18 protein-coding genes and 1 tRNA gene are annotated in these 19,560 nt (G+C 65.2%); 16 read left to right on the top strand and 3 right to left on the bottom strand.

What is annotated here, in order from left to right; all coding sequences use genetic code 11:
- Window positions 1-450: 450 nt before the first annotated feature.
- The 4 genes from FJ943_RS01850 (at window position 451) to FJ943_RS01835 (ending at window position 5,756) form a co-directional block, all read left to right on the top strand.
- On the top strand, window positions 451-939 hold the full coding sequence (locus FJ943_RS01850) for an Rrf2 family transcriptional regulator (RefSeq protein WP_140619852.1): 489 nt from the start codon (window positions 451-453) through the stop codon (window positions 937-939).
- A gap of 31 nt (window positions 940-970) precedes the next feature.
- On the top strand, window positions 971-2,314 hold the full coding sequence (locus FJ943_RS01845; protein WP_140719492.1) for an FAD/NAD(P)-binding protein: 1,344 nt from the start codon (window positions 971-973) through the stop codon (window positions 2,312-2,314).
- 836 nt (window positions 2,315-3,150) lie between these two features.
- Complete coding sequence (locus tag FJ943_RS01840; protein WP_140619846.1) at window positions 3,151-4,590, top strand: pyridoxal-phosphate dependent enzyme; 1,440 nt, start codon at window positions 3,151-3,153, stop codon at window positions 4,588-4,590.
- Window positions 4,587-5,756, top strand: a complete 1,170-nt coding sequence (locus FJ943_RS01835; protein WP_140719490.1) for a PLP-dependent aspartate aminotransferase family protein — start codon at window positions 4,587-4,589, stop codon at window positions 5,754-5,756. The genes FJ943_RS01840 and FJ943_RS01835 overlap by 4 nt, the downstream gene beginning before the upstream one ends.
- Before the next feature lie 104 nt (window positions 5,757-5,860).
- On the opposite strand, the gene FJ943_RS01830 is transcribed toward FJ943_RS01835, so the two are convergent.
- Both FJ943_RS01830 and FJ943_RS01825 read right to left on the bottom strand, forming a co-directional pair.
- Window positions 5,861-6,049: a hypothetical protein gene (locus FJ943_RS01830; protein ID WP_015314719.1), complete on the bottom strand. Its 189-nt coding sequence runs from the start codon at window positions 6,047-6,049 to the stop codon at window positions 5,861-5,863.
- Between the two features lie 7 nt (window positions 6,050-6,056).
- A complete protein-coding gene (locus FJ943_RS01825; RefSeq protein WP_140719488.1) occupies window positions 6,057-6,242 on the bottom strand; it encodes a hypothetical protein in 186 nt (61 codons plus the stop codon).
- Between the two features lie 167 nt (window positions 6,243-6,409).
- Here FJ943_RS01825 and rsmI point away from each other — a divergent pair, with 167 nt between their 5' ends.
- Both rsmI and FJ943_RS01815 read left to right on the top strand, forming a co-directional pair.
- On the top strand, window positions 6,410-7,306 hold the full coding sequence (gene rsmI / locus FJ943_RS01820) for a 16S rRNA (cytidine(1402)-2'-O)-methyltransferase (RefSeq protein ID WP_140719487.1): 897 nt from the start codon (window positions 6,410-6,412) through the stop codon (window positions 7,304-7,306).
- 81 nt (window positions 7,307-7,387) lie between these two features.
- A complete protein-coding gene (locus FJ943_RS01815; protein ID WP_015314716.1) occupies window positions 7,388-7,765 on the top strand; it encodes a YraN family protein in 378 nt (125 codons plus the stop codon).
- Between the two features lie 118 nt (window positions 7,766-7,883).
- Here the strand turns inward: FJ943_RS01815 and FJ943_RS01810 are convergent, their stop codons facing one another.
- Window positions 7,884-8,690, bottom strand: coding sequence for an undecaprenyl-diphosphate phosphatase (locus FJ943_RS01810; protein ID WP_015314715.1), 807 nt, complete (start codon window positions 8,688-8,690; stop codon window positions 7,884-7,886).
- A gap of 232 nt (window positions 8,691-8,922) precedes the next feature.
- Between FJ943_RS01810 and FJ943_RS01805 the strand changes: the two genes are divergently transcribed.
- From FJ943_RS01805 to FJ943_RS01760, 10 genes are all read left to right on the top strand, one after another.
- Complete coding sequence (locus FJ943_RS01805; protein ID WP_015314714.1) at window positions 8,923-9,615, top strand: glutathione S-transferase family protein; 693 nt, start codon at window positions 8,923-8,925, stop codon at window positions 9,613-9,615.
- Entirely contained in the window at window positions 9,596-10,750 is a 1,155-nt protein-coding gene (queG, locus tag FJ943_RS01800) for a tRNA epoxyqueuosine(34) reductase QueG (protein WP_140719485.1), read from the top strand. The genes FJ943_RS01805 and queG overlap by 20 nt, the downstream gene beginning before the upstream one ends.
- Window positions 10,747-11,655: an SDR family oxidoreductase gene (locus tag FJ943_RS01795; protein WP_140719483.1), complete on the top strand. Its 909-nt coding sequence runs from the start codon at window positions 10,747-10,749 to the stop codon at window positions 11,653-11,655. The genes queG and FJ943_RS01795 overlap by 4 nt, the downstream gene beginning before the upstream one ends.
- 64 nt (window positions 11,656-11,719) lie before the next feature.
- A complete protein-coding gene (gene mepA / locus FJ943_RS01790) occupies window positions 11,720-12,805 on the top strand; it encodes a penicillin-insensitive murein endopeptidase (RefSeq protein WP_140719481.1) in 1,086 nt (361 codons plus the stop codon).
- Between the two features lie 183 nt (window positions 12,806-12,988).
- Window positions 12,989-14,035, top strand: coding sequence for a glucokinase (locus FJ943_RS01785; RefSeq protein WP_140719480.1), 1,047 nt, complete (start codon window positions 12,989-12,991; stop codon window positions 14,033-14,035).
- 77 nt (window positions 14,036-14,112) lie between these two features.
- Entirely contained in the window at window positions 14,113-15,972 is a 1,860-nt protein-coding gene (locus FJ943_RS01780) for an ABC transporter ATP-binding protein (protein ID WP_140719478.1), read from the top strand.
- The gene (gene dapB / locus FJ943_RS01775; RefSeq protein WP_140719476.1) at window positions 15,969-16,808 is read left to right on the top strand and encodes a 4-hydroxy-tetrahydrodipicolinate reductase; all 840 of its coding nucleotides are present in this window, start codon (window positions 15,969-15,971) and stop codon (window positions 16,806-16,808) included. Before FJ943_RS01780 ends, dapB begins: the two co-directional genes overlap by 4 nt.
- Before the next feature lie 87 nt (window positions 16,809-16,895).
- Window positions 16,896-17,516: a 2,3-bisphosphoglycerate-dependent phosphoglycerate mutase gene (locus tag FJ943_RS01770; RefSeq protein ID WP_140719474.1), complete on the top strand. Its 621-nt coding sequence runs from the start codon at window positions 16,896-16,898 to the stop codon at window positions 17,514-17,516.
- Between the two features lie 73 nt (window positions 17,517-17,589).
- Window positions 17,590-17,674 (top strand) — tRNA-Leu (locus FJ943_RS01765).
- A 151-nt stretch (window positions 17,675-17,825) separates the two neighbouring features.
- Window positions 17,826-19,505, top strand: coding sequence for an FAD-dependent oxidoreductase (locus FJ943_RS01760; protein WP_140719472.1), 1,680 nt, complete (start codon window positions 17,826-17,828; stop codon window positions 19,503-19,505).
- Window positions 19,506-19,560 lie beyond the last annotated feature (55 nt).

Genomic DNA, 19,560 nt, shown 5'->3' with positions numbered 1-19,560 from the left:
CCCGAGGGCTCGACCTCGACCGTTGCAGATACAGAGAGGTTCAAACCAGAATTCCGGGTTTTCCCGATCTCCAGCAACTAATGCTTCGAATGGCACGGAATTTAGAATGAGGTTCCACGTGCCGGCACTTAAGTATAGTAACCTTATGAACATAGGAGCGAGGTGCCGATGACAGGCCATCCCAAGCGTATGGTGGAGATCGCTGGCGTCGTCGGTTCCCAGCCGCGGGCCGTCATGCGAGCAACCCTGGCGTCTGTGTCCTCGAAATCACAAGGCGGGCCTAAAATCGCCGCAACGAGTTGAAAATCAAGCAAGATCAACCGCAATTGGCTTGTATATCATGTCACTGGAATTTATGTGTCATGGAGGCTTCGGCGCGGCGGGGAGGCACGCGAGGCGTTTCGCAACGGATGGCCTAAGGCCATCGCACGACAGAGAAACGTTCGGTTCATGCTCACCAAAAAAGGCAAGTACGGCCTCAAGGCGCTCGTCCATCTCGCGCACATGCCGGCCGGACGGCTCGCCTTCGTCGGCGATATCGCGACCGGCAACAACATCCCGAAGAAATTCCTCGACGCCATACTGGGCGAGCTGCGCAATGCCGGCTTCGTCCAGAGCCGGAAGGGCAAGGAGGGCGGCTATCGCCTGGCCCGGCCCGCCGACGAGATCAAGGTCGGCCACGTCGTGCGCGTCCTCGACGGGCCGTTGGCTCCGATCCCCTGCGCCAGCCGCACACAGTATCAGCGCTGTGAAGACTGCAACGAGGCGACATGCCAAGTCCGACATCTGATGCTGGAAGTCCGGCAGGCGATCGCCGAGGTGCTCGACCAGCGCAGCCTCGCCGAGATGCGCGACATTGCCGACGACCTCCCGGTCGCGAGGGACGACCTGCCGGTGGTGCGGAACGACCTGTCGGTCGCGGTGAAGGTCCAGGCCTGAAGCCGGCACTTCGCATGGGGCTCGCTTGCGCATGACCGGGCGAACGAACCCGACCCGTTCCATCATCATCGTCGGCGGCGGCGCCAGCGGCGTCGTGCTGGCCGCGCATCTGCTCAAATCGCCCAATCCGGACCTGCGCGTCACATTGATCGAAAAACGCCCGCATTTTGGCCAGGGCATTGCCTATTCGACGCTGCTGTCGGCGCATGTGCTGAATGTCAGCGCCGCAGGCATGAGCGCCTATGCCGACGATCCCGGCAATTTCTGGCGCTGGCTGCTGGAGCGGGGGCTTGCGACACCAGAGCAGGTTCCGGTCTATGCGCCGCGCAGCCTGTACGCGCGTTATCTCAAGGAATTGCTCGACGACCTGGAAACGCGCGAGCGCGAGAGCGGCCGGCTGCGCCTGATCCGTGAGGAGAGCCTGTCGATCACGCCGACGGCGTCCGGGGTCGAGGTGGCGCTGGCCAACGGCACCAGCGTGGTCGCCCATCTTGCCGTGCTCGCTACCGGCCATGACGAACAGCCCGCGCAGGGCCACGCGATCCGGATGGGCTCGGAAGCCGACACCGCGCTCGATCCAGATAGCCGCATCCTGGTGCTGGGCACGGGCTTGAGCATGGTCGATGCATTCCTTTCCCTGGAGCAGCGCGGCCATCGCGGCGACATCATCGCGGTGTCGCGGCGCGGCCTGCTGCCCTCGCCGCACCGCAAGGGCAATCCGATCAAGCTCGACGTCGCCGACATCCCGCTCGGCACCCAGCTCTCCTATTTCGTCGGCTGGTTCCGCGACCTCATCCGTCAGAACCAGAAGGCCGGCGTCGACTGGCGCGACGTGGTGGACGGCCTGCGCCCCTTCAACCAGAAGATCTGGCAGAACTGGCCGGCCTCGGCCAAGCGCCGCTTTGTCGAGCACACCAAGGCCTGGTGGGACATCCATCGTCACCGCATGGCACCGGAGGTCTACGCCAGGGTGACGGAGGCCGTGCAATCGGGCCGCATCCGGCCGCTCGCCGGGCGCGTCGTCGCCGTCACGCCGGGCGACGGTTTCGCGGTGGAGGTCCAGTCGCGCCACACCCAGCGCCTCGAAACATTCGGCGTCGCCCGCATCTATGATTGCTCCGGTATCGTGCGCGACATCTCGACCTCGTCGAACAGCGTGGTGCGCTCGCTGGTCGACCGCGGCCTGGCGCGGCCGGACCCGCTGCGCATCGGCCTCGACGTCTCGGCCAATTGCGAGATCATCGCCGCCGATGGCACCGTTTCGCGAAAAATTCTCGCCGTCGGCCCGCTGACGCGCGGCACCTTCTTCGAGATCGACGCCATTCCCGATATCCGAGTCCAGTGCGCCAGGCTGAGCAAGCGGTTGCTGGGGTAGACAACCCCAGGCGGCGATTGTCTTTGGCAAGTGGTGCCCGCCTTAAGCCGCGAGCGTCTTCCGTGATCGCACCATATTCGGCTGGGCGTAGTCTGGTATTCGTCCTGAGCGGCCCTATGTCGGTTTGAACAACTTCCGTTCTTAACTATAAAACGGCAGGACTAAAGTCTTGCGCGCTAGCAGGCCTTGGTCCGAGGGGTCTTCGAACGTTCCGTGCTTGTCCATTGGACGTTCCATTACTTTAGTCAATCGAGATATACGTGGCTCGATATGGACCGCGGTAATGGGGATGCGAATCGGCCTGCCAAAAGGCGCGATCTTCCTTCCGTCGAGTGACCCAATGCCTCCCCAGCCCGGTTTCGAGCCAGTGCTTTCCTATGCCCTCGGACCAAAAGAATGGCCGGTGCGGGGATGCTTGGGTTGGAAGCAGGTCGCACCGGCCATCGCGGGTTAGGCTTCGATTGGGATCGTCCCCCGCACGACCAAGCTACATATATATTAGCTATTGCTCAACTAAGACTGAAGTCCCTCCAGCTACCAGCCGGAGGGATGGCGTTCAGCCCAAATGCCTCACACACGGCGCGCGCGGTCTCGGCGCCGGAAAATTCTGCTGGCCGGTGATCAGGTTGCGACGCCTTCGCTGGACCGGATCATGCCGCCGTCCAGTCCCACGGCTTGGCGCTGTCTCGCTGGCGTTTCGGTCGGCACCGCCTCGCCTGGATGACGGCCCCATGGAATTTCATTCCCCGTCTGGCCACCGGATTGGCACGATCTATCTTCTTTCCAACTGCGATCGGCTGGAAAAGACGCTAGGGTTGACCCATGGAGGCTCCGACATGAGTGAGCATAGAAAAACCACGGCCGACAGTGGCTCCTCGGATAGGGCGCTCTCGCGCCTCCGGCCGCCCTATGCGTCGTTGCTCGATCTGATCGGGCAGACGCCCATCGTCGAGCTGACCAAGTTCGACACCGGAAAATGCCGGCTGTTCATCAAGCTCGAGAGCCAGAACCCTGGCGGCTCGATCAAGGACCGTATCGCGCTGTCGATGATCGCGGCGGCCGAAAAACAGGGCAAGCTGAAGCCCGGCGGCACCATCGTCGAGGCGACAGCCGGCAACACCGGCCTTGGCCTCGCCCAGGTCGGCATTCCCAAGGGTTACCGCATCATCCTGGTCGTGCCCGACAAGATGTCGCGCGAGAAAATCCAGCATCTGCGCGCGCTCGGCGCGGAAGTGCGCATGACGCGTTCCGATGTCGGCAAGGGCCATGCCGAATATTACCAGGACATGGCGGAAAAAATCGCCGCCGAACTGCCCGGCGCCTTCTACGCCAACCAGTTCGCCAATCCGGCCAACCCGCTGGCGCATCAGACGACCACCGGCCCGGAGATTTTCTCGCAGCTTGACGGGGATGTCGACGCGGTGGTGGTCGGCGTCGGTTCGGGCGGCACGCTGACCGGGCTTGGCCGCTACTTCGCCGAGGTGTCGCCGAAGACGGAGATGGTGTTGGCCGATCCTGTCGGCTCGGTGCTGGCGCCGCTGATCAAGACCGGCAAGATGGAAGAGGCGGGAAGCTGGACCGTGGAAGGTATCGGCGAGGATTTCGTGCCGCCCAATGCCGATCTGTCTTTGGTCAAGAAGGCCTATTCCATCACGGACAAGCAGAGCATGCTGGCGGTGCGGGATCTGTTGTCCCGGGAAGGCATCCTGGCCGGTTCTTCCTCCGGGACGCTGCTATCGGCGGCGCTGCGCTATTGCCGCGAACAGACGGTGCCCAAGCGCGTCGTCACCTTCGTCTGCGACAGCGGCAACAAGTACCTGTCAAAAGTGTTCGACGATTTTTGGCTGGCGGAACAGGGACTGGCCGAACACGAACAGCATGGCGACCTGCGTGACCTCGTGATGCGCACTCACCGTACCGGCGACACTGTCTATGTCGGGCCGGACGAGAGCCTGCTCAACGCCTATGGACGCATGCGCCGCTCCGATGTCTCGCAACTGCCGGTGCTCGACAATGGTAAGCTCGTCGGCATCGTCGACGAGAGCGACATCCTTGCCCATGTCGACGGCCCCTACGACGGGCGCTGGGAGCGCTTCAACGGCCCGGTGCGCACAGCCATGACCTCGAACCTGCACACGCTGCAGGCCAGCCAGACGCTGGACGCGCTGCTGCCGGTGTTCGACCGCAACGAGGTTGCCATCATCTTCGACGGCGACGAGTTCGTCGGCCTGATTACCCGCATCGACCTGATCAACCATCTGAGGCGCGCACGATGACAACATCCGGAAAGAACCGCCTGGCGTTTTCGACGCGCACCATCCATGGCGGCCAGAGCCACGACCCGCTCACCGGTGCGGTGATGGTGCCGATCTACGCCACCTCGACCTATGGCCAGCAGTCGCCCGGCGTGCACAAGGGTTTCGAATATGCCCGCAGCCAGAACCCGACGCGCTTCGCCTTCGAGCGCGCCGTGGCCGATCTCGAAAGCGGCTCGGCGGCTTTCGCATTCGCTTCCGGCCTGGCGTCGATCGCCACGGTGCTCGAATTGCTCGATTCCGGCGCGCATATCGTCGCCACCGACGACATTTATGGCGGCTCGTTCCGGCTGATGGAGCGGGTGCGCAAGCGCTCGGCCAATCTGCGGATTTCCTTCGTCGATTTCACCAATCTGGCCGCGGTTGAAGCCGCGATCCGGCCGGAAACAAAAATGCTTTGGGTCGAGACGCCGACCAATCCATTGCTGCGCATCGTCGATCTCGAAGGCGTCGCGGCGTTGGCGAAGCGCAAGGGGATCTTGTCCGTCGCCGACAACACCTTCTGCAGCCCCTACATCCAGCGGCCGCTGGAGCTCGGCATCGACATCGTGGTCCATTCGACGACGAAATATCTGAACGGCCATTCCGACATGGTCGGCGGCGTCGCAGTTGTCGGCGACAAAAAGGATTTGGCCGATCGCCTGAAATTCCTGCAGAACGCCATCGGAGCCATATCCGGCCCGTTTGATAGTTTCCTGGCGCTGCGCGGTTTGAAGACCCTGGCGCTCAGGATGGAGCGTCATTCCGCCAACGGCCTGAAGATCGCGCAATGGCTGGAAGCGCGAAAAGATGTGCGCCGCGTCATCTATCCCGGCCTCGCCAGCCATCCCCAGCACGCCATCGCGGTCCAGCAGATGCATGCCTTCGGCGGCATGATCACGGCTGTGCTCGATCGCGATCTTGCCGGCACCAAACGCTTTCTCGAACGCACGCAGCTGTTCACGCTGGCCGAAAGTCTTGGCGGGGTGGAGAGCCTGATCGAGCACCCGGCGTTGATGACGCATGGCTCCATTCCCGCCGAGAAGCGGGCGGAGATCGGCATATCGGATTCGCTGGTGCGGCTGTCGGCGGGGATCGAGGATGGCGACGATCTGATCGCCGATCTGGATCGGGCGCTGGGAGGCTGAGTGCCTTTCGGCTGACCGAGGCCCGTGTTGCTCGCGGGCATGCGCTGCGTCGCGCCTTGCTCCGCCCACGACGATGAACTGTCGTCTCGCCGATCTGAACCAGATCAGGCGTCGTGTTTGTGGCGATGCTTTCCGCGGTCTTTCTCGGCGTGGGATTCTCCGGAGCGCACCGGCTTGGCGTTGTCCTTGTCGCGGCGCCCTCGGTGCTGGTCGCCTATCGGAGATAGCGGCACGCCGTGGCGCGCGGTTTTCGTTTCGAGACGGGTGATGAAAATATCGAAGCGATTGGGCATCGTCCGGTCAGTGCTCCGTCGTGCTGTCGGGTTTGTTGTCGGAAAGCCTGACATCCGTCGGCAAGGCAATCGAGGCCTGCTTGGTCAGGCTGGTGTCGTCCCGGGCCGGCAGCCGCTTGTCCTGGCGTGCGACAATCCGGCCGCGGCCGGCATAGTAGGGCTCGAAAGCGTCCTGTATCGTCAGGCTGTCCATCCTGTCCTCCCTTGGGAATCAGGGGCTAAATCTGCCAAAACCGGTTTCGTTCCCTACTGTGGCGAAGGAATGGCGATTGCCTTACATCGGTGTGAGTTTTGCAAGCCGGCGCCAGCCATGCCAAATGGGTTTGGCAGGCCAAACAGGGCTGAACGGAGACGGCATCGGTGACTGGCGAGACGGGCAAGCGCAGCTATGTGGTCGGGCAGACCGAGATCGCGGCCCGTCCGCTCGACCCGGCGCTCTATCTGGTGGCGACGCCGATCGGCAACCTCGCCGACATCACGCTGCGCGCGTTGGAGACGCTGGCCGCCGCCGACATCGTCGCCTGCGAGGACACGCGCGTGTCGCGCGTGCTGCTCGACCGCTACGGCATTCGCCGCCGCACCACGGCCTATCATGAACACAATGCGGGCGAGGCCGGGCCGAAGCTGGTCGCCGCACTCGAAGCCGGCCAGAGCGTGGCGCTGATTTCGGATGCCGGCACGCCGCTGGTCTCCGATCCCGGCTACCGGCTGGTCGGCGAGGCGCTCGACCACGGCATCCGGGTCGTGCCGATCCCCGGCCCCTCGGCGCCGCTTGCCGCGCTGACGGCGTCGGGCCTGCCGTCGGACGCTTTCCTGTTCGCCGGCTTCCTGCCGGTTAAATCCGGACAACGCCTGGCCCGGCTGGAGGCGCTGAGAGCCGTGCCGGCGACGCTGATCTTCTTCGAATCGCCCCGCCGGCTGGCCGAGTCGCTCGGCGCCATGGTCGAGGCGCTCGGCGGCGAGCGCAAGGCCGCCATCGGCCGCGAATTGACCAAGACGTTCGAGGAGATGCGCACCGGCACGCTGCGGAAGCTTGCCGAGCATTATGCGGCGGCCGATACGCCCAAGGGCGAGATCGTCGTCTGCGTCGGCGCCGCCGAGGCCAAGGCCGACGAACCTGAAGACATCGATCGCCTGCTCTTGTCGCTCGCCGCTGAAATGCCCGCCTCCAAGGCGGCGGCGGAAGCGGCGAAAATGACCGGCGGCCAGAAGCAGGCGCTGTATCGGCGGCTGCTCGAGCTCAAGGACAGACCATGATCGCGAAAAGCGGAAACCGGTTTTCTCGGACAAACGGTTCCGTTTGTCCAAAAGTCATGGCCGAGCAACGAGAAACCAGCGGTGGCTGAGCGCCCGAGCGCCAGCCGCCAAAAGGCCTACCGGCGCGGCCATCGCGGCGAATGGCTGGCGGCGGCCGCGCTGATGTTGAAGGGCTACCGGATTCTCGCGCGCCGCCACCGCACCCGCTTCGGCGAGATCGACCTGATTGCGCGGCGCGGCGACCTCGTCCTGTTCGTCGAGGTCAAGGCGCGCCGCACGCTGATAGAGGCCATGGAGGCGATCGGTCACGAATCGGAGCGCCGCATCGAGGGTGCTGCCGATATCTGGCTGTCCCGCCAGCCCGACTATGGCAGGCTGTCGATGCGCTTCGACATGGTCGCCGTGCTGCCGTGGCGCTGGCCGGTGCATGTCCCGAATGCGTTTTACGGAAGGAGTTGACAGAAATCCGTGCGAGGCAGCCCCCTCATCCGGCCGCTAGGGGAGAGCTCGGGTTGCCCCGAATTGCCCCTCTCAATTCGGTTGGCAATCCCGGTGAGGGGCCTGCAACAACGCACGTTCAGCCCCAGATCATCAACGCCACCAGCCCGACGATCCCCACCACCAGGCGCCACCAGCCGAACAGCGAGTAGCCGTTGCGCGAGACGTAGTCGAGCAGGTAGCGCACCACGACCAAGGCCGTGACGAAAGCGGCGACGAAGCCGATGGCGATGATCGGCAGATCGGCCGAGGTCAGCACGTTGCGGTTCTTGAACAGGTCGAAGGCGAAGGCGCCGACCATGGTCGGGATGGCGAGGAAGAAGGAAAATTCCGCCGCCGCCCGCTTGTCTACACCCAGAAGCAGCGCGCCGACGATGGTCGAACCCGAACGCGACGTGCCGGGGATCAGCGACAGGCACTGGAACAGGCCGATCTGCAGGTAGAGTCTGGTCGGGAACCGCTCGACGTCGCGATAGACCGGCTTGAGGTTCATTCGGTCGACGACCAGCAGCACGACGCCGCCGATGATCAGCATGATGCAGATCAACCGGGGTGATTCGAACAGCACAGTCTTGATGAAATCATGCGCCAGCGCGCCGATGATCGCCGCCGGCAGGAAGGCGATGAGGATGCCGATGACGAAATGCCGCGTCAGCCGGTCATGCGGCAGATCGAGCAGCATCTGCCACAGGCGCCGGAAATAGACGCTGAGGATCGCCAGGATGGCGCCGAGCTGGATCAGGATCTCGAAGGCCTTGCCGGTCGACTGGAACCCGAGGAAATGGCCGGCGAGCAGGATGTGGCCGGTCGAGGACACCGGGATGAATTCGGTCAACCCCTCCAGTAGGCCAAGCAGCAGGGCTTCGACGATGGTCTGGCTTTCCATTTCTACCTCGGCATTGGCGTGACGGCTAACAGAATGGCTTGCTTGTCATGGCGCCGAAGTCCCCCTATAGGTCGCAACACCCCTGACGGCCCGCTAGCCGGGCGGCCAAGACTTACCGGTGCGCCCTGCGATTCGCCAGTGTGGCAATCCGGAATTCGCCATACCTGGAACGAGCGCGACGCGCGAATTCCGGATTCTGAACGACACCAGTGCGCTTTATCATCGCGGAACCATGCTGACGCTTTTCCACCATCCCATGTTCGCTACCTGCCGCTTCGTCCGCCTCGCCTTTGGCGAGTATGGCGAGGAGCTGGCGCTGATCGAGGAAAAGCCGTGGACGCGGCGCAAGGAGTTCTTGGCGCTGAACCCGGCCGGCACACTGCCGATCCTGCTGGCCGAAGGTGACGTGCCGATCATCGGCGCGACGGTGATTTCCGAATATCTCGACGAGACGCGCGGCGTGCTCAAGCGCGACAAGCGGCTGTTCGCCGAGGACCCGATGCAGCGCGCCGAAATCCGCCGGCTGATCGACTGGTATCTCAACAAGGCCGAAAGCGAAGTGACGCGCCATCTGGTGCGCGAACGCGTGCTGAAGCCGGTGATGCCGGAAACGGCGGGCGGCGGCTCGCCCGATTCAGGCGCCATCCGCGCCGCGCGCGCCAACATCCGCCAGCACATGAAATACACCAACTGGCTGGCGGGCACCCGTCATTGGCTGGCCGGCGGCAGGGTCACCTATGCCGATCTGGCGGCCGCCGCGACGCTGTCGGTGCTCGACTATCTCGGCGAGATTGACTGGCGCGAACACCCCGCCGCGCGCGAATGGTACACGCGGGTGAAGTCGCGGCCCTCCTTCCGGCCGCTCCTGACCGACCGCGTGCGCGGCCTGTCACCGGTATCGCACTATGCGGATCTCGACTTCTGACGCGTCGAAACTGCGCGCGCTGATCGACGCGGAGGCGCGGCGCGCCGGCTTCGACGCGGTCGCCGTCACCACCCCGGATGCCATCCCGCTGGCGCCGGCGCGCCTGGCCGAATTCGTCGCCGACGGCTTTCACGGCTCGATGGACTGGATCGCCGAGACGATTGCGCGCCGCGGCGAGCCATCCACGCTGTGGCCCGACGTGCGCTCGATCGTCGTGCTGGCGATGAATTACGGGCCGGACCATGATCCGCGCGACGTGCTGGCCAGGCGCGATCGCGGCGCGATCTCGGTCTACGCGAAAAACCGCGATTATCACGAGGTCATGAAGGGCCGGCTGAAGGAGATCGCCGGCAAGATCGTCGCGCGCGCCGGCGGCGACGTGAAGGTCTTCGTCGACACGGCGCCCGTGATGGAAAAGCCGCTGGCGGAAGCAGCGGGGCTGGGCTGGCAAGGCAAGCACACCAACCTGGTCAGCCGCGAGCACGGCTCCTGGCTGTTCCTCGGCACCATCTTCACCACGGCCGAACTGGAACCGGACAAGCCCGAGATCGACCATTGCGGCTCCTGCCGCGCCTGCCTCGACGCCTGCCCGACCGACGCGTTCCCCGCGCCCTACAGGCTCGATGCGCGGCGCTGCATCTCCTATCTCACGATCGAGAACAAGGGGCCGATCCCGCATGAATTTCGGGAAAAGATCGGCAACCGCATCTATGGCTGCGACGACTGCCTCGCCGCCTGTCCTTGGAACAAATTCGCCCGCGCCGCGTCCGAGGCCAAGCTCGCCGCGCGCGACGATCTGCGCGAGCCGCCGCTCGCCGATCTCTTGGCCCTCGACGATGCCGGCTTCCGCGCCTTCTTCTCCGGTTCGCCGATCAAACGCATCGGCCGTGACCGTTTCATCCGCAACGTGCTGATCGCCGCCGGCAATTCCGGCGACGGCGCGCTCGTCGGCGTCGTCCGGGACCTGCTCGGCGATGCTTCTCCCCTGGTGCGGGGCGCGGCAATATGGGCGCTGGCGCGGCTGGTGCCGGAAACCGAGTATGCCGAACAGGCCGCGAACGGCTTGAACAGCGAGGACGATGCCGCGGTGCGCGAGGAATGGCGCCTGGCGCGGCCAAACAGGGCGCGTGCATGAGTGGAAAACAGGTCTTCATTTTCGGCGCCGGTTATTCGGGCAAGGCCTTTGCCCGCGCCAATAGGGGAGCCGCCAGCATCTTCGGCACGACACGCTCCGAGGAAAAATTCGAAGCGCTGCGCCAGGCCGGCATCGTCCCGCTGCTGTTCGACGGCAAGTTGACGAACGAAATCGGCGCTGCGCTGGAGAAAACCACGCATCTGGTGGTTTCGGTCGGTCCGGAAGAAGCCGGCGATCCGGTGTTGAATGCCGCTCGCCAGGCAATCGCAGGGATGCCGGCGCTGGAATGGATAGGCTATCTCTCGACTGTTGGCGTCTATGGGGATCATGGCGGCGCCTGGGTCGACGAGACGGCCGCCTGCCGGCCGGTGTCGAAGCGTTCGGTGATGCGGGTCGAGGCCGAGCGGGCGTGGTTGAGGCTTGGCGAGGACATCGGGCGCCCAGTGGCGATCCTGCGGCTGTCCGGCATCTACGGCCCCGGCCGCAACGCGCTGGTCAATCTGGAGAACGGCACTGCCAGGCGGCTGGTCAAGCCGGACCAGGTGTTCAACCGCATCCATTGCGACGACATATCAGGCGCGCTGTGGCTTCTGATCAGCGGCAATAGAGGCGGCATCTTCAACGTCACCGACGATGAGCCGGCGCCGCCGCAGGATGTCGTCGCCTACGCCGCACATCTGATGAGCGTTGAGCCGCCGCCCGAAATTCCCTTCGACACCGCCCAACTTTCGCCCATGGCGCGGTCCTTCTATGGCGAGAACAAGCGGGTCGCCAATGCGGCGATCAAGGCGGCGGGCTATCGGTTTCGCTTTCCCGACTATCGCGCCGCTTTCGACCATATGTGGGCAAGCGGCGACTGGCGTGACGGTGCGCCGCGCAGCCCGATGAGGGGCGTGAAGGGATAGGATGATCGAAGCGTGGCGCTTGGCGTGGTATGATCCGGCGATTGCAGGCTCGGGGGTGCGGTTCATGAAATCATCGATGCGGTCGCTTTGCCCCAGAAATGCGGTATTGGCGGCAGCGCTGGCTCTGGCAGGCCTGGCCGCGCAGCCGGCAGCGGCCGAGGAGCGGGCGAAAGACCTGTTCGGCGCCGAGAAGCTGCCGACGGCCACCGCCCCGCAATCCTTCGGCTTCTATTCCAAGGGCTGTTTTGCCGGCGGCGTCGCCATTCCCATGGATGGTCCGACCTGGCAGGTGATGCGGCCATCGCGCAACCGCCGCTGGGGCCATCCGGCGATGATCGCGCTGATCGAGAGATTGTCGCGAGACGCCGTCGCCGACGGTTGGCCGGGCCTGTTGATCGGCGACATCGCGCAGCCACGCGGCGGCCCGATGCTATCAGGTCATGCCTCGCACCAGATCGGGCTCGACGCCGACATCTGGCTGACGCCGATGGCCGACCGCACCATGACCAGGGCGCAGCGCGAGACCATGAGTGCCACCTTGATGGTCGACGACAAGACGCATCTTGTGAAAGACGCGCTGTGGACGCCGGCGCACACGCGGCTTTTGAAGCGCGCGGCGAGCTATCCGGAGGTCGAGCGCATCCTGGTCAATCCCGGCATCAAGAAAAAGCTCTGCGACACGGTCAAGAGTGACCGCTCGTGGCTACGCAAGATCAGGCCGTTCTGGGGCCACGACTACCATTTCCACATGCGCATCGGCTGCCAGCCGGGCTCGCCCAATTGCAAGGCGCAGGAAGCAACGCCGGAGGATGATGGCTGCGGCAAGCCGCTGGCCTGGTGGTTCACGCAGGAGCCGTGGCGGCCGAACAAGAACCCGGATGCGCCCAAGGCACGTGACCTGATGACGATGGCCAACCTGCCCAAGGAATGCCGCGCGGTGCTCGACGCGCCGGGACCTGCCTCGGCCGAGGCCGCGACCTATCACGGCGACGCCGTGCCGGTCGCGGTGGCGGTGCCTGAGCCGGAAGCGCCGTCGCTGCCCGCCGTCACGGCAAGCGGCACCGCCGGCCTGCCAAGCGCGGTGAACGCCTTCACCGCGACGCCCGAGGTCGGCGTACCGGTGCCGCGGCCACGGCCGCCAGCGAAGTGATTGGCGCGCCACCCGCAGGCTCAATCGGTTTAGCCCCCGTTTTCATGAAACAGTGGCCGTTTGGCCGCAGAACCTCTCCCTGCGCGCCACCAGGCCCGAAAACCGTTTCCCTTTTCAAACTCATGCGCTAGTCAACGCAGGAACGGCGAATGCCGTCGCGGGCGCCGGGGGACGGACGAGAGCATGCCAAGCACAGGCGATGACGAGACTTTGCTGCGGTTTCCGATCCTGATCGGCGATATCGGCGGCACCAATGCGCGCTTTTCGATCGTGCTCGACGCCAATTCCGAGGCCGGCGAGCCGATCATCGTCCAGACCGCCAACTACAACACCATCGACGAGGCGATCCAGGCGGCGGTGCTCGACCGCTCGTCGGTCCGGCCAAATTCGGCGGTGCTGGCCGTGGCCGGCCCGGTCGACGGCGATGAGATCGAGCTCACCAACTGTCCCTGGGTCGTCAAGCCGAGGCAGATGTTCGCCAATCTGGGGCTGAGCGACATCGTCGTGCTCAACGATTTCGAGGCGCAGGCGCTGGCCGTCGTGGCGCTTGGCGAAGAGCACATGGAAAAGATCGGCGGCGGCGCGCCGGAGCCCAATGCCGGCCGCGTCGTCCTTGGCCCCGGGACCGGGCTCGGCGTCGCCGGGCTGGTCCACGCGCTGCATCACTGGATCCCGGTGCCCGGCGAAGGCGGTCATATGGACATCGGGCCGCGCACGCCGCGCGATTTCGAGGTTTTCCCGCATATCGAGAAGCTCGAGGGCCGCATTTCGGGCGAACAGATCCTGTGCGGACGCGGTCTCGTCAACGTCTACCGGGCGGTGGCCAGGGCGGATGGAAAGCCGTCGCCCTTCACCACGCCGGCCGAAGTCACCGGTGCGGCGTTGGCCAAGACCGATCCGGTGGCGCAGGAAGCCCTCGAGACCTTCGTCACCTGCCTCGGCCGCACCGCCGGCGACCTGGCGCTGGTGTTCATGAGCAGGGGCGGCGTGTTCCTAACCGGCGGCATCGCGCAAAAGATTGTGCCGGCGCTGAAGCAAGGCAATTTCCGCGCTGCCTTCGAGGACAAGGCGCCGCACAGCGCGCTGATGCGCACCATGCCGGTCTATGTCATCACCCATCCGCTGGCTGCCCTTCTCGGCCTTGCCGCCTATGCCAGGAACCCCTCGCTGTTCGGCGTCCAGACATCGGGCCGGCGCTGGCGCGACGAAGTTAGTCACCCCAAGGCATAGGCAAGCCGGCTGCTTGGCGGTAATAGGGGTGCCGAATTGCCCGGCCACGGGAAGCGAAACCGACAAAGCCCTCTGATTTGACACTTCAAACTCCAAACAAGCTGAAAGCCCGGCCCGGCGAGGTCACAGCGGTGCTGCGCCGCATTCTCGCTGAGAACAGCCACGACTATCGCTGGACTTATGTGATGGTCATCACCTGCTCGCTGATCGTTTCGGGCACGACCGCCTTCACGGCCTGGATCATGGCCCCGATGGTCAACCAGATCTTCTACGAACGGCGTGGCGACGCGATCGTGTGGATCTGCGCAGGCTTCATGGCGGCCTTCCTGCTGCGCGGCTTTGCCGGCTATGGCCAGGCGGTGGCGCTGGCCAAGATCGGCAACAATCTGGTGGCGCGCTACCAGAAGCGCATTTTCGATCACCTGATGAAGCTCGGCGTCGGCTTCTTCAATGATACACGCTCCGGCCGGCTGGCGGCGCAGGTCAACGAAAACGTCGGCGGCATCCGCGACCTCCTGTCGTTGACGCTGACCTCGATCACCCGCGACGCGGTGACGCTGCTCGGCCTGCTCGGCGTCATGGTCTACCAGGATCCGGTCCTGTCACTTAGTTCGCTGCTGATCGGACCGCCGCTGATCTGGGCCGTCGTCTATCTCACCCGTCGCGTGCGGCGCATTACCCGCGAATCCGTGCTGATCAATTCGCGCCTGATCGGCGCCGTGCAGGAAGCCACGCAAGGCATCGCCATCGTCAAGGCCTTCACCATGGAGGACGAACTGTCCGGCCGCATCGGCAAGCTCGCCAGCGACGCCGAACAGCGCTCGAACAAGATTGCCCGCGTCTCCGAACGGCTGTCGCCGATTTCCGACATGCTGGCCGGCTTCGCCGTCACCTCCGTCATCGCCTATTCCGGTTATCGGGCTCTGGTTCTCGGGCAGCCGCCGGGCGCGGTCTTCTCGTTCATCACGGCGCTGATCCTGGCCTATGATCCGGCGCGCCGCCTGGCACGCATGCAGGTCGGCATGGAACGGGCTCTGGTCAACGCACGCATGATCTACGAACTGCTCGACCTCGAGCCGAAGCAGGGCGACGCGCCTGGCGCCACCAAGGCAAACTTCACCACGGGCGAAGTGCGCTTCAACAACGTGTCCTTCCGCTATGTCGAGGAGGCGCCTGTCCTTCAAGACCTCAGCTTTGTCGCCGCCGCCGGCAAGATGACCGCCGTCATCGGCGCCTCCGGTGCCGGCAAGACCACGCTGGTGGCGCTGCTGCAGCGCTTCTACGACGTCGAGAGCGGTACGATCGAGATCGATGGCCAGGACATTTCCAAGGTCACCAAACAGTCGCTGCGCGGCTCGATAGCCTATGTCTCGCAGGCGCCCTATCTGTTCGAGGGCACCATCCGCGACAACATCCGCTATGGCCGCCCCTCGGCCACCGATGCCGAGATCGAACAGGCCGCGCGGCTGGCCGCGGCCGACGAGTTCATCCGCCAGCAGCCGCAAGGTTATGACACGCCGGTCGGCGAGAATGGCGCCACGCTTTCCGGCGGCCAGCGCCAGCGCGTGTCGATTGCCCGCGCCATTGTGCGCCAGGCGCCGATCCTGCTGCTCGACGAGGCGACGTCGGCGCTCGACAACGAGGCGGAAGCGCGCGTCCAGCAGGCGCTCACCAAGGTCATGGAAGGGCGCACCACCATCGTCATCGCGCACCGCCTGTCCACCGTGGTCAATGCCGACCACATCATCGTGCTGGAACAGGGCCATCTGGTCGAAGAGGGCACGCATGCCTCGCTGATGGCCGACCCGCACAGCGTCTATGCCCGTTTCCACCGGATACAGGGCGTCAAGGGCCTGGGGCTTGTCGACGACAGCGCCCCGGCCGAAACTTCGGTTCAGGAACTAGAGACCCAGGACATCGCCGGGAGCACGCCATGAGCGAGACCACATCAGGCGAGCCGGCCGGCGATATGGGCCTTGTGGTGGTCGGCGCGGCCGGCCGCATGGGCCAGACGCTGATCCGCGCCATCCGCGCCATTCCGGGCGCCCGCGTCATCGGCGCGGTCGAGCGCCCGGATTCGCCTCACCTGGGCAAGGATGCGGGGGAACTCGCCGGCGTCGGCCGCATCGACGTGGCGATCGGCAGCGATCCGTTGCCGGTCTTCGCCAGGGCCGACGGCGTGCTCGATTTCACCACCCCGGCCTCGACGGTCGAGTTCGCCGGTTACGCGGCGCAGGCGCGCATCGTCCATGTCATCGGCACGACAGGCTGTTCGGCCGACGACAACGCGAAAATCGCTGCCGCCGCCCGCCACGCGACCATCGTCAAGTCGGGTAATATGAGCCTCGGCGTCAATCTGCTGGCGGTGCTGGTCGAACAGGCGGCACGCGCGCTCGACGCCGACGATTTCGACATCGAGATCCTCGAAATGCACCACAGGCACAAGGTCGACGCGCCTTCGGGCACGGCGCTTCTGCTCGGCGAAGCGGCCGCCGCCGGGCGCGGCATCGCGCTGGCCGGCAATGATGTGCGTTCGCGCGACGGCCATACGGGTGTGCGACAAACCGGCTCGATCGGTTTTGCCACGCTGCGCGGTGGCTCGGTGGTTGGCGACCACAGCGTGATCCTGGCCGGCACCGGCGAGCGCATCACGCTGTCGCACCATGCCGAGGACCGCGCCATCTTCGCCCGCGGTGCCGTCAAGGCCGCACTTTGGGCGCATGGCCAGAAGCCGGGACTGTATTCGATGCGGGACGTGCTTGGGCTTGCCTGAAACGACCCTGAACCATCTTCGTTCTTACGCAGGACGGAAAACCGCTACACACTTTTCCTGGAATGCCCGGACCCCAGAGGAGCAAAAATGTCGAGAACCCTCGTGCTCGTGCGCCACGGCCAGAGCGAATGGAACCTGAAGAACCTGTTCACCGGCTGGCGCGACGTCGACCTGACGGAGCAGGGCCATGCCGAGGCCAAGGCCGCCGGCCAAAAACTCAAGGCGCGCGGCCTGAAGTTCGATATCGCCTTCACCTCGGCGCTGACCCGGGCGCAAAAAACCTGCCAGCACATTCTCGACGCGGTCGGCCAGAGCGACTTGCAGACCGTTCGCGACCAAGCGCTGAACGAGCGCGACTATGGCGACCTCTCCGGCCTCAACAAGAACGACGCGCGCCAGAAATGGGGCGAGGAGCAGGTGCATGTCTGGCGCCGCTCCTATGATGTGCCGCCGCCCGCCGGCGAAAGCCTGAAGGACACCGGCGCCCGCGTCTGGCCCTATTACCTGCACGATCTGCAACCGCATGTGCTGCGCGGCGGCACGGTGCTGGTCGCCGCCCACGGCAATTCGCTGCGCGCGCTGATCATGGCGCTGGACGGCAAGTCGGGCGAGGAGATCGTCAAGCTGGAACTCGGCACCGGCGTGCCGGTGATCTACCAGCTCAACGCCGATTCGACCGTGGCTTCGAAGGAAGTGCTGGAAGGCTAAGCCGGCAAGCGAGCAGCGGGTTTAAAAAAGCGCGTTGACAGCAATCGCTTGCCCGCTTATTGAGCCCGCACCAGCCCAGATGGCGGAATTGGTAGACGCGCACGGTTCAGGTCCGTGTTCCGCAAGGAGTGGAGGTTCGAGTCCTCTTCTGGGCACCAAATTCCCGTTTCGAACCATTCGATCGGTTCAGAAACCCTGAGAAAAAGCCCGGTTCGTCCGGGCTTTTTTCTTGCCCGATGACCTGCCCTCCTGGCCAGTTCCCGAACAAACCGCTTCAAACCGCGCGCCCCCTTCGCTACGCTCGCGACCATGTCTCAATCCAGCACCGCGATCTTCGGCGCCCGCCGCGACCAGGCTTTTCCTGTCCTCGCCGAGGCGGACATCGAGCGCATGCGCCGGTTCGGCGAGGCCAGCGCCTATGCCGCCGGCGAGCACATTTTCGAGGCCGGCGATGTTTCCCCGGGGCTGATCGTGGTGCTGGCGGGCAAGGTCGATATCACCCAGGACGGCAAATTTGGACGGCGCGAGACGATCGTTACGCATGGGCCCGGCAACTTCGCCGGCGAGCTGGCGCGGCTTTCGGCCCGTCCCTCGCTGGTCAATGCGCAGGCGGCCGAGCCGGTCGAGGCGTTCGTCATCCCGTCGCAGCGACTGCGCGACCTGATGGTGCAGGAGGCCAATCTCGGCGAGCGCATCATGCGGGCGCTGATCCTGCGCCGCATCGGGCTGCTCGAGAGCGGCACGATCGGTCCCATCATCGTCGGACCTGCCGACAATGGCGACGTCCTTCGCCTGCAAGGCTTTCTCGCCCGCAGCGGCCAGCCCCACCGCGTGCTCGATTCCAAAACCGATCCTTGCGCGAAGACGCTGTTCGAGCACTTCCAGGTCGATCCCCACCACCTGCCGGTCGTGCTGTGCCCGAATGGCAGGCTGCTGCTCAATCCGGCGGAGAAGGACCTCGCCCGCTGCATTGGCCTGCTGCGGCCGGTCGACGCCAGCAAGGTCTATGACGTCGCCATAGTCGGCGCAGGACCGGCTGGTCTGGCGGCGGCGGTCTACGCGGCCTCCGAAGGGCTGTCGACCATCGTGCTCGATTGCCGTGCCTTCGGCGGCCAGGCCGGCGCCTCAGCGCGCATCGAGAACTATCTCGGCTTCCCCACCGGCATTACCGGCATGGCGCTGATGGCGCGCGCCTACAACCAGGCGCAGAAATTCGGCGTCGAGATGGTCATCCCCGACGAGGTGAAGCTGCTCGGTGCCGCCACCGACGGCGCGCGCTACCAGCTCGCGGTCGGCGACGGCGAGACGGTGCGCACGCGCTCGGTGGTGATCGCCAGCGGCGCGCGCTATCGCCGCCTCGATGTCGCCAATCTCGCCGAGTTCGAGGGCACCTGCGTGCATTATTGGGCCTCGCCCATCGAAGCACGGCTTTGCGGCGGCCAGGAAGTGGCGCTGGTCGGCGCCGGCAATTCGGCCGGCCAGGCGGCCGTCTATCTGGCCAGCCAGGTCAGGAAAGTGGCGCTGCTGGCGCGTGGCGGCAGCCTCGAGGCCTCGATGTCGCGTTACCTCGTAGAGCGCATCAGGGCGCAGCCGAACATCGAGGTGCTGACCGGCGCCGAAATCGAGGCGCTGGACGGCGAGGCAGGCAATCTTGCCACCGTACGCTGGCGCGACCGCTCGAGCGGCGCCTCGACGACGCGGCCGATCCGCCATCTCTTCCTGTTCATCGGCGCCGACCCGAACACCGATTGGCTCGCCCAATCCGACGTGGCGCTGGATGCCAGGGGTTTCATCCGCACCGGATCGGACATAGCATCGGCGCATGGCGTGATGGAGACCAGCCGCAGCGGCGTGTTCGCCATCGGCGACGTGCGCTCCGGCTCGGTCAAACGCGTCGCGGCGGCTGTCGGCGAGGGCGCCCAGGTGGTGGCGGCGTTGCATGCATTTCTTGCGCGGGACGCCAGCCAGGCCGACGCGCCTCAAGTATGATCCCGAAAGTTGGGAACCGGTTTTCGGAAAAGATCATGCTTCAATTGAGAGATAG

The organism is Mesorhizobium sp. B2-3-10 (genome assembly GCF_006442275.1).
GTDB lineage: Bacteria > Pseudomonadota > Alphaproteobacteria > Rhizobiales > Rhizobiaceae > Mesorhizobium > Mesorhizobium australicum.
The sequence above is the reverse complement of the archived record's forward strand: the minus strand, read 5'-3'. Positions and strand labels throughout refer to the sequence as shown.

What these genes read in the sequence shown, in the direction of transcription:
- FJ943_RS01850 (WP_140619852.1), top strand. Translation starts at nt 451, where the DNA reads ATGCTCACCAAAAAAGGCAAGTACGGCCTCAAGGCGCTCGTCCATCTC.
- FJ943_RS01845 (WP_140719492.1), top strand. Translation starts at nt 971, where the DNA reads ATGACCGGGCGAACGAACCCGACCCGTTCCATCATCATCGTCGGCGGC.
- FJ943_RS01840 (WP_140619846.1), top strand. Translation starts at nt 3,151, where the DNA reads ATGAGTGAGCATAGAAAAACCACGGCCGACAGTGGCTCCTCGGATAGG.
- FJ943_RS01835 (WP_140719490.1), top strand. Translation starts at nt 4,587, where the DNA reads ATGACAACATCCGGAAAGAACCGCCTGGCGTTTTCGACGCGCACCATC.
- FJ943_RS01830 (WP_015314719.1), bottom strand. Translation starts at nt 6,049, where the DNA reads ATGCCCAATCGCTTCGATATTTTCATCACCCGTCTCGAAACGAAAACC.
- FJ943_RS01825 (WP_140719488.1), bottom strand. Translation starts at nt 6,242, where the DNA reads ATGGACAGCCTGACGATACAGGACGCTTTCGAGCCCTACTATGCCGGC.
- FJ943_RS01810 (WP_015314715.1), bottom strand. Translation starts at nt 8,690, where the DNA reads ATGGAAAGCCAGACCATCGTCGAAGCCCTGCTGCTTGGCCTACTGGAG.
- FJ943_RS01805 (WP_015314714.1), top strand. Translation starts at nt 8,923, where the DNA reads ATGCTGACGCTTTTCCACCATCCCATGTTCGCTACCTGCCGCTTCGTC.
- queG (WP_140719485.1), top strand. Translation starts at nt 9,596, where the DNA reads ATGCGGATCTCGACTTCTGACGCGTCGAAACTGCGCGCGCTGATCGAC.
- FJ943_RS01795 (WP_140719483.1), top strand. Translation starts at nt 10,747, where the DNA reads ATGAGTGGAAAACAGGTCTTCATTTTCGGCGCCGGTTATTCGGGCAAG.
- mepA (WP_140719481.1), top strand. Translation starts at nt 11,720, where the DNA reads ATGAAATCATCGATGCGGTCGCTTTGCCCCAGAAATGCGGTATTGGCG.
- FJ943_RS01785 (WP_140719480.1), top strand. Translation starts at nt 12,989, where the DNA reads ATGCCAAGCACAGGCGATGACGAGACTTTGCTGCGGTTTCCGATCCTG.
- dapB (WP_140719476.1), top strand. Translation starts at nt 15,969, where the DNA reads ATGAGCGAGACCACATCAGGCGAGCCGGCCGGCGATATGGGCCTTGTG.
- FJ943_RS01770 (WP_140719474.1), top strand. Translation starts at nt 16,896, where the DNA reads ATGTCGAGAACCCTCGTGCTCGTGCGCCACGGCCAGAGCGAATGGAAC.
- FJ943_RS01760 (WP_140719472.1), top strand. Translation starts at nt 17,826, where the DNA reads ATGTCTCAATCCAGCACCGCGATCTTCGGCGCCCGCCGCGACCAGGCT.